This is a genomic window from Azospirillum agricola (assembly GCF_020005195.1).
Lineage (GTDB): Bacteria > Pseudomonadota > Alphaproteobacteria > Azospirillales > Azospirillaceae > Azospirillum > Azospirillum agricola.
Window position 1 is genome coordinate 97523 of sequence record NZ_JAIFZR010000008.1, and the last position, 13202, is coordinate 110724.

Here is a 13202-nt window from a genome sequence, read left to right on the forward strand (position 1 = left end):
ATGGCCTCGCTCGCGCAGCGCTTCGGCCGCTGGTGCCGCAGCTTCGTTCCCGCCCCGCCGGGCGTGGATTGGGTGGAGCGGACGCGCGCCTGCTGCGGCTCGTTCCTCGGCATCCTGGCGACCGGCCTCGTCTGCCGGACGATGGTCGGGCCGGTGGACGATCTGCCGCTGCTGATCGCTCCGATGGGGGCGTCGGCCGTCCTGCTCTTCGCCGCCCCCGCCAGCCCGCTGGCCCAGCCCTGGTCGGTGCTGGGCGGCAACGCCGTCTCGGCGCTGGTCGGCGTCGTCTGCGCCCGCTGGCTCGGGCCGGAGGCGGGCGTGGACATGGCCGGGACGGCGGCGCTGGCGGTGTGCGGCGCCATCGGGGCGATGTCGGCCCTGCGCTGCCTGCACCCGCCGGGCGGGGCGGTGGCGCTCACCGCGGTGCTCGGCGGCCCGGCGATCCAGGCCGAGGGCTACCGCTTCGCCCTGCTGCCGGTCGGGCTGAACGCGCTGATCCTGCTGATCCTCGCCCTCGCCTTCAACAACGCCACCCGGCGCCGCTACCCGCACCCGCTGCCGGTGCAGCACGCGCCCATCCACGCCACCGCCGACCCGCCGCCGGGCGACCGGCTGGGTTTCACCCCGGAGGATCTGGACGCGGTGCTGCGGCAGCACAACGAGTTCTTCGACATCAGCCGCGACGACCTCGACACGCTGTTCCGCGAGGCCGAGCTGCACAGCCTGCAACGGCGCTTCGGGGAAATCGCCTGCGCCGACCTGATGTCCCGCGACGTCGTCGCCGTCGCCCCCGACGCCAGCCTGCGGCAGGTGTGGGACCTGATGCGCCGGCACCGGCTGACCGCCGTCCCGGTGGTCGACGCGGCGCGCCGGGTCGTCGGCATCGTCACCCAGGCCGACCTGACGGCCCAGGCGATGGGAGACAGGCCGATGGGGGATGGGCCGCGAGCCGGAGGGGCGAAGCGTGCCGCCGCCGTCATGACGGCCGCCGTTCCCTCGGTGTCGACCGCCACGCCGGTGTCGGCGTTGATCCCGCTGATGTCCGACGGCGGGCTGCACCACATGCCGGTGGTGGACGCGGAAGGGGTGCTGGTCGGCATCGTCACCCAGACCGACCTGCTGGCCGCGCTCTACCGGGGCCGGCTGGCCGAATCCATCGCCGCCTGAAAGGAACCGGATGCGGCGGTAAGGAAAGGGCTACCCCGTCTGGAGCGCTTTCCCTCGCGAAACGCTTGGGACAATTCTTGGTTGGAGGAATGCCGGAAAAACGAGCAGAAGGCTGCGACCGGATGAGCCAGACCCGACCGAGCAACGGTTTCTCCACCGTTTCCCGATTGCCCCCCGGCGGCGCCCTGCCGCCCGATCCACGCGCAAAACGGCGGGAAATCGCCATGTTCCTGGTGCTCGCCGTGCTGATCTGGCCGGTGCTGTCGGTTGCCGTGGTGGGCGGCTACGGCTTCCTGGTCTGGATGTCGCAGTTGATCCTCGGACCGCCCGGCCCCCCGCCGGTTTGAGGAGCGTGTCATGGACGGCGACGCGACCGACTTAGGACGACGCGGTTTTCTCACGGGGCGGCGGAACACCCCCCGCCCAATCCGCCCGCCCTGGTCGATGAGCGAGTTCTTCACCTCCCTGTGCAGCCGCTGCGACGCCTGCGTGGATGCCTGCCCGGAGGCCATCCTGCGGCCGGGCGACGGCGGCTTTCCCGAGGCCGACTTCACGCTCGGCGAGTGCAGCTTCTGCGGCGCCTGCGCCGAGGCCTGCCCGGAACCGATCTTCGACCGTGCCACCCGGCCCTGGGCGCTCGCCGTCGGGGTGACCGACCGCTGCTTGGCCGCACGGCGCGTCGTCTGCCGGAGCTGCCAGGACGCCTGTCCGGAATCGGCCATCCGCTTCGCCCCGGCCCCCGGCGGTGCCGCCCACGCCCGCATCGACGGCGACGCCTGCACCGGCTGCGGCGCCTGCGTCGCCTCCTGCCCGGCTGGCGCGGTCACCCTGCACGCCCAGCCCGCGCCAACCATCCCACCGGGAGGACCGCATGCGTCATGACCTCGCGCCGGATTCCGCGCCGACGGGCGGGGAACGTCATCTCGCCTCCCTCCTGTTGCATGTCCGCCCGGAGCGGGCGGCGGCGGTGCGCGCCGCGCTGTCCGCCATGCCGGGCGTCGAAATCCACATCGAACAGCAAGGCAAGATGGTGGTCACCGCCGAAGGCCCGCACGAGGGCTGGATCGCCGACCGGATGACCGCCATGCACCTGATGGACGGCGTGCTGTCGGCCGTCCTCGTCTTCCATCACCTCGAACCCGCATCACGCGAAGTGGAGGAGGCCGGCACGGCCGGTGTCTGAGCGAGACGAAACGCAATCCGAACACGCAGAGAGAGGGGAAACGCCCATGATGGACCGTCGGGATTTCATCAAGGCCCAGGCGGTGGCCGCCGCGGCCGCGGCCGGCGGCATCGGCCTGCCGGCCATGGCCCAGACCTCGATGGTGGCGGGGGAGGACGCCTCGCTGAAATGGTCGAAGGCGCCCTGCCGTTTCTGCGGCACCGGCTGCGGCGTGATGGTGGCGACCAAGGACAACCGCGTCGTCGCCACCCACGGCGACATGCAGGCGGAGGTCAACCGCGGCCTGAACTGCGTGAAGGGCTATTTCCTCTCCAAGATCATGTACGGCCAGGACCGGCTGACCCAGCCGCTGCTGCGCATGCGCGACGGCCAGTACCACAAGGAGGGCGAGTTCCAGCCGGTCTCCTGGGACCGCGCCTTCGACGAGATGGCGGCGCAGTGGAAGCGCGTGCTGAAGGAGAAGGGCCCGGACGCGGTCGGCATGTTCGGCTCCGGCCAATGGACGATCTGGGAAGGCTACGCGGCGTCGAAGCTGATGCGCGCCGGCTTCCGCACCAACAACCTCGACCCCAACGCCCGCCACTGCATGGCGTCGGCCGCCGTCGCCTTCATCCGCACCTTCGGCATGGACGAGCCGATGGGCTGCTACGACGATTTCGAGCAGGCCGACGCCTTCGTGCTGTGGGGCTCCAACATGGCGGAGATGCACCCGATCCTGTGGACGCGCATCACCGACCGCCGGCTGGCCCACAAGCACGTCAAGGTCGCGGTGCTCTCTACCTTCGAGCACCGCAGCTTCGAGCTGGCCGACATCCCGATGATCTTCACGCCGGGCACCGATCTGGCGATCCTGAACTACATCGCCAACCACATCATCCAGACCGACCGGGTCAACCGCGACTTCATCGACAAGCACTGCAACTTCCGCCTCGGCCAGAAGGACATCGGCTACGGCCTGCGCCCTGAGAACGTCCTGGAGGTGCGCGCCGCCAACGCCAAGGATCCGACTGATTCCAAGCCGATCGACTTCGACGCCTTCGCCAAGTTCGTCAGCACCTACACGCTCGACTACACGGCCGAGCTGACCAAGGTGCCGAAGGAGCGGCTGCTGGCGCTGGCGGAACTCTACGCCGACCCGAAGACCAAGGTCATGTCGCTGTGGACCATGGGCTTCAACCAGCATGTCCGCGGCGTGTGGGTCAACCACATGGTCTACAACATCCATCTGCTGACCGGGAAAATCTCCGAGCCGGGCAACAGCCCCTTCTCGCTGACCGGCCAGCCGTCCGCCTGCGGCACGGCGCGCGAGGTCGGCACCTTCTCGCACCGGCTGCCGGCCGACATGCAGGTCGCCAACCCGACCCACCGCGCCCATACTGAGAAGGCGTGGAAGCTGCCCAAGGATCTGCTGCCCGCCAAGATCGGCTACCACGCGGTGCAGCAGGACCGCATGCTGAAGGACGGCAAGCTCAACGCCTATTGGGTGATGGTCAACAACAACCTCCAGGCCGCCCCTAACAGCGGCAACGAGACCTATCCCGGCTACCGCAACCCGGAGAACTTCATCGTCGTCTCCGACGCCTACCCGACGGTGACGGCGTCCGCCGCCGACCTGATCCTGCCCGCCGCCATGTGGGTGGAGAAGGAGGGCGCCTACGGCAACGCCGAGCGGCGCACCCATTTCTGGCACCAGCTCGTCACCGCGCCGGGGGAGGCGCGCTCCGACCTCTGGCAGCTCATGGAGTTCTCCAAGCGCTTCACCACCGACGAGGTGTGGCCGAAGGAGACGCTGGACGCCAACCCGGACTACCGGGGCAAGACGCTGTTCGACGTGCTGTTCCGCAACGGGCAGGTCGACCGCTTCCCGCTGTCGGAGATGGATCCGGAGTACGAGAACGCCGAATCCAAGGCCTTCGGCTTCTACGTCCAGAAGGGGCTGTTCGAGGAGTACGCCGGGTTCGGGCGCGGCCACGGCCACGATCTGGCGCCCTTCGACACCTACCACCAGGTGCGCGGCCTGCGCTGGCCGGTGGTCGACGGCAAGGAGACGCGCTGGCGCTACCGCGAGGGGCTCGACCCGTTCGTCAAGCCGGGCGAGGGCGTGAAGTTCTACGGAAACCCCGACGGCAAGGCGAACATCTTCGCCTTCCCCTACGAGCCGCCGGCCGAGGAGCCCGACCGCGAGTTCGACCTGTGGCTGGTGACGGGGCGCGTGCTGGAGCACTGGCATTCCGGCTCGATGACCATGCGGGTGCCCGAGCTGTACCGGGCGATGCCGATGGCGATGGTCTTCATGCACCCCGACGACGCCAGGGAGCGCGGCCTGCGGCGCGGGTCCGAGGTGACGGTGATGTCGCGGCGCGGCGAAATGCGCACGCGGGTGGAGACACGCGGGCGCAACAAGCCGCCGCGCGGCGTGGTCTTCGTGCCCTGGTTCGATTCGGCCCGCCTGATCAACAAATGCACGCTCGACGCCACCGACCCGATCAGCAAGCAGAGCGACTTCAAGAAATGCGCCGTCAAGGTCGTCGCGGTCTGAGGAAGGAGATGAGCCATGCGTCCCAGCCACCTCGCGGCGCTTGCCGTGCTGCCCTTCCTCGTCCCCGCCATGCTGTCGGCGCAGAGCGGCGGGCTCGACGCGCAGCCCAAGCGCCTGGACGATCCCTGGCGTCCGCCGGTGAACTTCGTCGACCAGAACCCGGCGCCGCCGATCCCGGCGGACGTCACCGATGACCGCCGCGTCGCCCGAAATTACCCCGAACAGCCGCCGGTGATCCCGCACAACGTGCGCGACTACCAGATCACGCTGAACAACAACCAGTGCCTGACCTGCCACAGCCGGCGCTTCACCGAAGCGTCGCAGGCGCCGATGATCAGCATCACCCATTACGTCGACCGCGAGGGCCAGACGCTGGGCGGCGTGTCGCCGCGCCGCTACTTCTGCATGCAGTGCCATGTGCCGCAGACGGTGGCGCAGCCGATCGTCCCCAACACGTTCAGGGACATCGACGCCCTGCTCAGCCGGCCGTCGGACAGGGGGGACCGGCGATGAGGGGGCGGCTGACGGCCCTCCTGCTGGGCTTCTGGCGCACCATCTCCAGCCCAAGCCGCTATCTCAGCCTCGGCTTTTTGACGCTGGGCGGCTTCGTCGCCGGGGTCATGTTCTGGGGCGGCTTCAACACCGCCCTGGAGGTGACCAACACCGAAGCCTTCTGCACGAGCTGCCACGAAATGCGCGACAACGTGTACGAGGAGATGAAGCAGACCATCCACTTCACCAACCGGTCGGGCGTGCGGGCGACCTGTCCGGACTGCCATGTCCCGCACAACTGGACCGACAAGATTGCCCGCAAGATGCAGGCCTCGAAGGAGGTCTGGGGCAAGATCTTCGGCACCATCGACACCCGCGACAAGTTCGTCGCCATGCGGCGCGAGCTGGCCGAGCACGAGTGGGCGCGGCTGAAGGCGAACAACTCGCTGGAATGCCGCAACTGCCACACCGCCGAGTCGATGGACATCACCAAGCAGGGCGCGCGGGCGGCGCGCATCCACCAGGAGTATCTGTTCACCGGCCAGCGCACCTGCATCGACTGCCACAAGGGCATCGCCCACCGTCTGCCCGACATGAACGGCGTGCCGCCGGGCTGGAGCGAGGCCGCCAGCACGCCGCGCTGACCGGCGGGAGACAGGCGGGGACGCGCCATAATGCGGCGGCGCGTCCCTCGCCCGCCCCTCCCAATCTCCGCAAGTTCGAACAGGTCGTTCGGCATACTGTCCGTCACGCCACCTTGTGCGGCAACCTACTTTTCAGTAACGTTCATTTCCGCAAAGTAGAAAAGTAGGCCGGCCGTCCCGGCGGCGAAAGCGCCCCGCCGCGAACAAGCCGCCCAACGGACAGCGGCCGGGAAGCCTGGAGGGAACATCCATGAAGCGCGCCGACAAGGTCATCATCACCTGCGCCGTGACCGGCTCGATCCACACGCCGACGATGTCGCCGCATCTGCCGATCACCCCGGACCAGATCGTGCAGGACGCGGTGGCGGCGGCCGAGGCCGGCGCCGCCATGATCCATCTCCACGCCCGCGACCCCGACACCGGCAAGCCATCCCCGTCGCCGGAGCTGTTCGCGCAATTCCTGCCGCGCATCAAGCAGCAGAGCGACGCCATCCTGAACATCACCACCGGCGGCGGACTGGGCATGACGCTGGACGAGCGGCTGGCGGCGGCCAAATGGGCGCAGCCGGAGGTCGCCTCGATGAACATGGGGTCGATGAACTTCAACATCTCCGGCGCCGCCGCGAAGATCGGACAGTTCCAGCACGACTGGGAGAGGCCCTATCTGGAATCGACGACCGACTTCATCCTGTCCAACACCTTCGCCCAGATCGAGCGGGGGATGCGGGAATTGGGCGACGCCGGCACGCGCTTCGAGTTCGAGTGCTACGATGTCGGCCACCTCTACACTCTGGCGCATTTCGCCGACCGCGGCATCGTCAAGCCACCCTTCTTCACCCAATGCATCTTCGGCATCCTCGGCGGCATCGGCGCCGATCCGGAGAATCTGATGCACATGAAGGCGACGGCCGACCGGCTGTTCGGCCAGGACTACTACCTGTCGGTGTTGGCGGCCGGGCGCCACCAGATGTCCTTCGTGACGCTGGGCGCGATCCTCGGCGGCAACGTCCGGGTCGGGCTGGAGGACAGCCTCTACGCCGGCAAGGGCAGGCTGGCGACGTCGAGCGCCGAACAGGTCGCCAAGATCCGCCGCATCCTGGAGGAACTGAGCCTGGACATCGCGACGCCGGAGGAGGCGCGCGCCATGCTCCAGACCAAGGGCGGCGACAACGTGGCGTTCTGACCGGACATCAGCAGAACGACAAGCCGGCGAACGGCAAGAACGAACGACAGAACAATGGGAGGATTGCGCATGACGCGGTGGATTCTGGCGGCGGGCGTGAGCGCGCTGGCCCTGGTGGCGGGAGCGGCGCAGGCCGAGATCTCCGACGGCAAGGTGAAGATCGCCGTGCTGAACGACATGACCGGCCCCTACGCCGACCCCACCGGCATGGGCTCGGTCGAGGCGGTGCGGATGGCGGTGGAGGAGATGGGCGGCAAGGTCGGCGGAAAGCCGGTCGAGATCATCTTCGCCGACCACCAGAACAAGCCCGACATCGGCGCGGCGCTGGTCACCAAATGGATCGACACCGAGCAGGTCGACGTGATCGTCGACGTGCCGACCTCCTCGGTGGCGCTGGCGGTGCAGGACATCACCAAGCAGAAGAACCGCGTCTTCCTGATCTCCGGCGGCGGTGCCGCGCAGCTCACCGGCGCCGCCTGCTCGCCGACGACCGCGCACTGGACCTACGACACCTACGCGCTCGCCCAGGGCATGGGGACGGCCGGCGTCAAGCAGCTGGGCGACACCTGGTACTTCATGACCGTCGACTACGCCTTCGGCCACGCCCTGGAAAAGGACGTGTCGGAGGTGCTGAAGGCCAACGCCGGCACGGTGGTGGGGGCGGTGCGGCATCCGCTGAACACCGCCGACTTCTCCTCCTTCCTGCTCCAGGCCCAGGGGTCGAAGGCCAAGGTCATCGCGCTGGCCAACGCCGGGGCCGACACCGCCAACTCGATCAAGCAGGCGCAGGAGTTCGGCATCCCCCAGGGCGGCCAGACCCTGGCCAGCCTGCTGATGTTCCCGACCGACATCCATTCGCTGGGGCTGCCTGCCGCCCAGGGGCTGGTGCTGATGGACGGGTGGAATCCCGAGCGCGACGACGACAGCCGGGCCTTCGCCAAGGCCTACACGGCGCGGACCGGCCGGATGCCCAGCATGATCCAGACCGGCAACTACTCGGCCGTCCGCCACTACCTGAAGGCCATCGAGGCGACCGGCAGCGACGAGGCCAAGACGGTGATGGCGAAGATGCGCGAGACGCCGGTCAACGACGCCTTCGCCAAGGGCGGCACGCTGCGCGCCGACGGCCGCATGGTGCACGACATGTACCTGATGCAGGTGAAGTCCCCGGCCGAATCCAAGGCGCCGTGGGACTACACCAAGGTGCTGAGCACCATCCCGGGTGACAAAGCCTACCGCCCGCTCGACAAGGGCGGCTGCCCCCTGGTCAAGTAACCCCTCCCCTCCACGTCAGGGCATCCGCGTCACAGCAGCTTGTCGAGCGTGATCGGCAGTTCGCGGACACGGATGCCGGTCGCGTTGTAGACGGCGTTGGCCACGGCGGCGCCGACGCCGGTGATGCCGATCTCGCCGATGCCGTGCAGCCCCAGCGGGCTGTGCGGATCGGGGATGTCGTTCCAGATCACGTCGATCTCCGGAACGTCGAGATGGACCGGCACATGATAGTCGGCGAGCGACGGATTCATGATGCGGCCGGTCCGCTCGTCGAACAGCGTCTCCTCGGTGAGCGCCAGCCCGAGCCCCATGATGATGCCGCCGCGGAACTGGCTGGCCGCCGTCTTGGGGTTGAGGATCCGGCCGGTGTCGAAGGAGCCGACCCAGCGCGTCACCCGCGTCTCGCCGGTCACGGCGTTGACCCGCAGCTCGCAGAACTGCGCCCCGTAGGAATGCATCGAATAGGCCTGCGTCTCGGCCGGCGGCGGGGCCGCCGCCTCGGCCACCAGTTCGCCTTGACCGGCTCGTCGCAGGATCGAGGCGTAGCTTTCGCCGCGCTGCGGGTCGTCGCGGTGGCGGAGCCCGCCGTCGCGCGCCTCCACCTCGGCCGGCTTCAGCCCCGCCAGCGGCGAATCGTTGCCGGCCAGCCGCAGCAACTGTTCGACCAGCACCGCCTGGGCGGCAGCGACGGCGGCGGCGATCGAGGCGCTCTGCGACGAGCCGCCGGCCAGCGTCCCGCGCGGCAGCGCGCTGTCGCCATACTCGAAGGTGACGCGCTCGACCGGCAGGCCGAGCCGCTCGGCCGCCTGCTGCGCCTGGACGGTCGCCGTCCCCATGCCCATCTCGTGCGCCGCCATCTGGACGACGGCCCGGCCGTCCGCCATCAGGCGGATGCGCGCCTCGCCGCCCGGCATCCGGTAATAGGGGTAGGTGGCGGTCGCCACCCCCTGCCCGATCAGCCAGTCGCCGTCGCGCCGCGCGCGCGGGGTCGGGTTGCGCCGGTCCCAGCCGAAGCGTTCGGCGCCGCGCCGGTAGGCCTCCACCAGATGCCGCGACGAAAAGGCGAGGCCGGAGGTCGGGTCCCGCTCCGGTTCCAGCCGGCGGCGCAGCTCGACCGGGTCGAGCCCCATCGTCTCCGCCAGTTCGTCGATCGCCGATTCCAGCGCGAAGGTTCCGATCGATTCACCCGGTGCCCGCATGAAGGTGTTGGCGACCATGTCGAGTTCGACCGCCGACTGGGTGATCAGGAAGGAGTCGGCGGCGTAGAGGTGGCGGGCCGGAAAGCTGAACTGCTCCGGGCACTGGTTGTGGCTGGTGACGCCGGTGACGCCCGAGTGGATCAGCCCGGCGAGCGTGCCGTCCGCCTTGGCGCCGAGCGCCACGCGCTGTTCGGTCAAGGTCCGGCCGCCGGTGGCGCGGAACACGCCCTCGCGCGACAGCGCCAGGCGGACCGGACGGTTCACCATCCGGGCCGCCGCCGCGGCGAGGATGTGGTGGTTCCACACCGCCTTGTTGCCGAAGCCGCCGCCGACGAAGGGCGACAGGACCCGGATCTGTTCCTCGGCGATGCCGAACACCGCCGCCATGGTCGAGCGGGTCAGATGCACCATCTGGGTCGCGTCGTGGATGGTGAGCGCGTCCCCCTCCCAGGCGACGGTGACGGCGTGCGGCTCGATGGCGCAATGGTTGTGGCGCGGCGTGCGGTAGGTCCGGTCGACGCGGAAGGCCGCCCCGGCGACGGCCGCCTCGGCATCGCCGACCTTGATGGTCGTCGGCTCGCCCAGGATGTCATCCGGCGGTGTGGCGTGCGGCTTGGCAGCCTCGAAGGACACGGCCGCCGCCTCGGCTTCGTAATCGATGCGGATCAGCGAGGCCGCGTGCTCCGCCTGTTCCTGCGTCCCCGCCACCACCAGGGCGACCGGCTCGCCGTTCCAGCGGATCGTCGCGTCCTGCATCACCGGCAGATTGCTGGCCGCCGCGCCGCGCGGGTCGGCCATCATCAGCGGCGGCGGCGAGAGTCGCGGCGCGTTGCGGTGGGTCATCACCAGCAGGACGCCGGGCGCCGCCTCGGCCTCGGCGGTGTCGAGCGCGGCGATGCGGCCGCGCGCGACGGCGCTGTAGCGCAACGCCGCGTACACGAGGCCGTCGAGCGGCACCTCGGCGGCAAAGCGGGCCTTGCCGGCCACCTTGAGCGGGCCGTCGACCCGCGACAGCGGCGTGCCGATCACGCGGCGCGCGTCGATCAGGGGATCGGGCGGCGCTTCGGACGGCAAGGCTCCGGGCAGCGTCTCGGGCACCAGACGGCGGACCGCGTCGATGGCATCGCGAATGAGGCTCATGACCGCTCTCCCCGGACCAGACCCGCGAGGGTGGCGACGATGGTCCGTTTGGCCAGTTCGATCTTGAAGGCGTTGCCGGGCAGCCCGACGGCGTCCATCAGTTCGGCCTCGGCCGCCGCGCGGAAGCTGGCTTCGGTCGCCGGAGCGCCGCGCAGGGTGGCTTCGGCCTTCGCCGCCCGCCAGGGCTTGTGCGCCACGCCCCCCAGCGCCAGCCGGACGGCGCCGACCGTGCCGTCGGCGGCGACGTCGAGCGCCGCCGCGATCGAGACGAGCGCGAAGGCGTAGCTGGACCGGTCGCGCACCTTGCGGTAGGTCGAGCGCGCGGCGGCGGACAGCGGCGGCAGTTCCACCGCCGTGATCAGCTCGTCGGCCGCCAGTTCGGTCTCGATGTCGGGCCGGTCGCCCGGCAGGCGGTGGAAATCGACGAAGCGCAGGGTCCGCCCGCCCGTCGGGCCCTCGACATGGACGACGGCGTCGAGGGCCGCCAGCGCCACGCACAGGTCGGACGGGTGGGTGGCGACGCAGGCCGGCGACGCGCCGAGAATGGCGTGCATGCGGTTGAAGCCGCCGACCGCGTCGCAGCCGGCGCCAGGGACGCGCTTGTTGCAGCGCGCCGCATCGTCGTAGAAGTAGCAGCAGCGCGTGCGCTGCATGATGTTCCCGCCAACCGTCGCCATGTTGCGGATCTGGCTGGAGGCACCGGCCAGAATGGCACGGGCCAGCATCGGAAAGCGCCTGCGCACCGCGGGATCGGCGGCGACGGCGGTGTTCCGCGCGGCCGCCCCGATCAGGATGCCGCCATCCGCCAGCACCTCGATCCGCCGGGGCAGGCCGGCGACGTCGACCAGCGAGTCCGGCTTTTCGATCGTCTCGCGCATCAGGTCGACGAGGTTGGTCCCGCCGCCGAGAAACTTGGTGTTCGGACGCGCGCCGGCAAGACGGACCGCCTCCGCCGGGTCGGCGGCGCGGGCGTAGTCGAACGGGTTCATCGCGCGTCCTCCCGCACCGGAGCGGCTTGCGCCGGGGCGGGGGCCATGGCCGCCTGGATCGCCTCGATGATGCCGTTGTGGGCGCCGCAGCGGCACAGGTTGCCGCTCATCCGCTCGCGCAGCTCGTCGTGGGTCAGATCGACGGAGTCTCCATCCAGATCCCCGGTGACGGCGCTCGGCACGCCGCGTGCGGCCTCCGCCATCATGCCGACCGCCGAGCAGATCTGGCCGGGGGTGCAGTAGCCGCACTGGAAGCCGTCATGCTCGATGAAGGACCGCTGCAACGGATGGAGCGCCACCTCTTCGCCCAGCCCCTCGATCGTGATGATCGGCCGCTCCTGGTACTGCACGGCCAGCGCGAGGCAGGCGTTGATCCGCTCGCCCTCGACCAGGACGGTGCAGGCGCCGCAGGCGCCCTGGTTGCACCCCTTCTTGGTTCCGGTGAGGTGGAGATGGTCGCGCAGCAGATCGAGCAGCGAGGTGCGCACGTCCAGCGCCCGCTCGACCGATTGCCCATTGATGATGAAACGCATCCGCCGGTGCTCCCTGGCCACGGGCGCCGGCCGGACGACCACACCGCCCCACGGCACCCCGCCGCCTGAACAGGAAGCGGGGTGCGGGAGTTCCCTCGCCGGATAAAGGGCGAGGACCGCGTCAGGCGGCGTCCACCAGGACCAGCTCGCTGTCCTCGATCGCCGTCACCGTGAAGCGCTCGACGTCCGAGATCGCCGCGCCGTCGCGGGCGTTCACCCGCACCCCGTCGATCTCGACCGCGCCGGTGGCGGGCACGAGGTAGGCGCGGCGATCCGAGCCCAGCGCATACTCCGCCGTCTCGCCCGCCTTCAGCGTCGCCCCCACCACGCGGGCGTCGGTGCGGATCGGCAGCGCGTCGCCGTCGTCGGCGTAGCCCGAGGCCAGCGTCACGAAGCGCCCGCCGCGCTCGCCCTTGGGGAAGGGTTTGGCGCCCCAGCCCGGCTTCTCGCCGGTCCGCGTCGGCAGGATCCAGATCTGGAAGATGCGGGTGGTCACGTCCTCCCGGTTGTATTCCGAATGGGCGATGCCGGTGCCGGCCGACATCACCTGCACGTCGCCCGCCTCGGTGCGGCCCTTGTTGCCGAGATTGTCCTCGTGGGTGATGGCCCCTTCGCGGACGTAGGTGATGATCTCCATGTCGCGGTGGGGGTGCGGCGGGAAGCCGGTGTGGGGTGCGATGGTGTCGTCGTTCCAGACCCGCAGGTTGCCCCAGCCCATCCGCTTGGGATCGTAGTAGTTGGCGAAGGAGAAATGGTGCTTGGCATCCAGCCAGCCATGGTTCTCACCGCCGAGCCGGGCGAAGGGACGAAGCTCGATCATGGTCGGTCTCCTTGGGAATGCCGGGGGCCATCGGTTGG

13 protein-coding genes are annotated in these 13202 nt (G+C 69.8%); 9 read left to right on the forward strand and 4 right to left on the reverse strand.

Going from position 1 to position 13202, the window contains the following annotated elements:
• The 9 genes from JN22_RS32755 to JN22_RS32795 all read left to right on the forward strand — a co-directional run bounded on the left by JN22_RS32755 (position 1) and on the right by JN22_RS32795 (position 8483).
• On the forward strand, positions 1-1167 hold the full coding sequence (locus JN22_RS32755; RefSeq protein WP_085558102.1) for an HPP family protein: 1167 nt from the start codon (positions 1-3) through the stop codon (positions 1165-1167).
• Positions 1168-1289: 122 nt separating this feature from the next.
• Positions 1290-1514: a periplasmic nitrate reductase, NapE protein gene (gene napE / locus JN22_RS32760; protein WP_085558103.1), complete on the forward strand. Its 225-nt coding sequence runs from the start codon at positions 1290-1292 to the stop codon at positions 1512-1514.
• Between the two features lie 10 nt (positions 1515-1524).
• Positions 1525-2049: a ferredoxin-type protein NapF gene (gene napF / locus JN22_RS32765; protein WP_085558104.1), complete on the forward strand. Its 525-nt coding sequence runs from the start codon at positions 1525-1527 to the stop codon at positions 2047-2049.
• On the forward strand, positions 2039-2350 hold the full coding sequence (locus tag JN22_RS32770; protein ID WP_085558105.1) for a chaperone NapD: 312 nt from the start codon (positions 2039-2041) through the stop codon (positions 2348-2350). The genes napF and JN22_RS32770 overlap by 11 nt, the downstream gene beginning before the upstream one ends.
• Before the next feature lie 46 nt (positions 2351-2396).
• Entirely contained in the window at positions 2397-4889 is a 2493-nt protein-coding gene (napA, locus tag JN22_RS32775; protein WP_085558106.1) for a periplasmic nitrate reductase subunit alpha, read from the forward strand.
• 15 nt (positions 4890-4904) lie between these two features.
• Entirely contained in the window at positions 4905-5402 is a 498-nt protein-coding gene (locus tag JN22_RS32780; protein WP_085558107.1) for a nitrate reductase cytochrome c-type subunit, read from the forward strand.
• Positions 5399-6025 carry a cytochrome c3 family protein gene (locus JN22_RS32785; RefSeq protein WP_085558108.1) on the forward strand — a complete coding sequence of 209 codons (627 nt, stop codon included), beginning with the start codon at positions 5399-5401 and terminating at the stop codon, positions 6023-6025. The genes JN22_RS32780 and JN22_RS32785 overlap by 4 nt, the downstream gene beginning before the upstream one ends.
• A gap of 250 nt (positions 6026-6275) precedes the next feature.
• Positions 6276-7208: a BKACE family enzyme gene (locus tag JN22_RS32790; RefSeq protein WP_085558109.1), complete on the forward strand. Its 933-nt coding sequence runs from the start codon at positions 6276-6278 to the stop codon at positions 7206-7208.
• A gap of 69 nt (positions 7209-7277) precedes the next feature.
• On the forward strand, positions 7278-8483 hold the full coding sequence (locus JN22_RS32795) for an ABC transporter substrate-binding protein (RefSeq protein ID WP_085558110.1): 1206 nt from the start codon (positions 7278-7280) through the stop codon (positions 8481-8483).
• A gap of 29 nt (positions 8484-8512) precedes the next feature.
• Here JN22_RS32795 and JN22_RS32800 read toward each other — a convergent pair whose 3' ends face one another.
• The 4 genes from JN22_RS32800 to JN22_RS32815 form a co-directional block, all read right to left on the reverse strand.
• Positions 8513-10822, reverse strand: coding sequence for a xanthine dehydrogenase family protein molybdopterin-binding subunit (locus JN22_RS32800; RefSeq protein ID WP_085558111.1), 2310 nt, complete (start codon positions 10820-10822; stop codon positions 8513-8515).
• Positions 10819-11811 carry an FAD binding domain-containing protein gene (locus tag JN22_RS32805; protein ID WP_085558112.1) on the reverse strand — a complete coding sequence of 331 codons (993 nt, stop codon included), beginning with the start codon at positions 11809-11811 and terminating at the stop codon, positions 10819-10821. The genes JN22_RS32800 and JN22_RS32805 overlap by 4 nt, the downstream gene beginning before the upstream one ends.
• The gene (locus JN22_RS32810) at positions 11808-12344 is read right to left on the reverse strand and encodes a 2Fe-2S iron-sulfur cluster-binding protein (protein WP_085558113.1); all 537 of its coding nucleotides are present in this window, start codon (positions 12342-12344) and stop codon (positions 11808-11810) included. The genes JN22_RS32805 and JN22_RS32810 overlap by 4 nt, the downstream gene beginning before the upstream one ends.
• A 121-nt stretch (positions 12345-12465) precedes the next feature.
• Complete coding sequence (locus tag JN22_RS32815) at positions 12466-13164, reverse strand: pirin family protein (protein WP_085558114.1); 699 nt, start codon at positions 13162-13164, stop codon at positions 12466-12468.
• Between the last annotated feature and the right edge of the window lie 38 nt (positions 13165-13202).

Coding starts and splice junctions, on each gene's coding strand:
- JN22_RS32755 (WP_085558102.1), top strand. CDS start 1: ATGGCCTCGCTCGCGCAGCGCTTCGGCCGCTGGTGCCGCAGCTTCGTT.
- napE (WP_085558103.1), top strand. CDS start 1,290: ATGAGCCAGACCCGACCGAGCAACGGTTTCTCCACCGTTTCCCGATTG.
- napF (WP_085558104.1), top strand. CDS start 1,525: ATGGACGGCGACGCGACCGACTTAGGACGACGCGGTTTTCTCACGGGG.
- JN22_RS32770 (WP_085558105.1), top strand. CDS start 2,039: ATGCGTCATGACCTCGCGCCGGATTCCGCGCCGACGGGCGGGGAACGT.
- napA (WP_085558106.1), top strand. CDS start 2,397: ATGATGGACCGTCGGGATTTCATCAAGGCCCAGGCGGTGGCCGCCGCG.
- JN22_RS32780 (WP_085558107.1), top strand. CDS start 4,905: ATGCGTCCCAGCCACCTCGCGGCGCTTGCCGTGCTGCCCTTCCTCGTC.
- JN22_RS32785 (WP_085558108.1), top strand. CDS start 5,399: ATGAGGGGGCGGCTGACGGCCCTCCTGCTGGGCTTCTGGCGCACCATC.
- JN22_RS32790 (WP_085558109.1), top strand. CDS start 6,276: ATGAAGCGCGCCGACAAGGTCATCATCACCTGCGCCGTGACCGGCTCG.
- JN22_RS32795 (WP_085558110.1), top strand. CDS start 7,278: ATGACGCGGTGGATTCTGGCGGCGGGCGTGAGCGCGCTGGCCCTGGTG.
- JN22_RS32800 (WP_085558111.1), bottom strand. CDS start 10,822: ATGAGCCTCATTCGCGATGCCATCGACGCGGTCCGCCGTCTGGTGCCC.
- JN22_RS32805 (WP_085558112.1), bottom strand. CDS start 11,811: ATGAACCCGTTCGACTACGCCCGCGCCGCCGACCCGGCGGAGGCGGTC.
- JN22_RS32810 (WP_085558113.1), bottom strand. CDS start 12,344: ATGCGTTTCATCATCAATGGGCAATCGGTCGAGCGGGCGCTGGACGTG.
- JN22_RS32815 (WP_085558114.1), bottom strand. CDS start 13,164: ATGATCGAGCTTCGTCCCTTCGCCCGGCTCGGCGGTGAGAACCATGGC.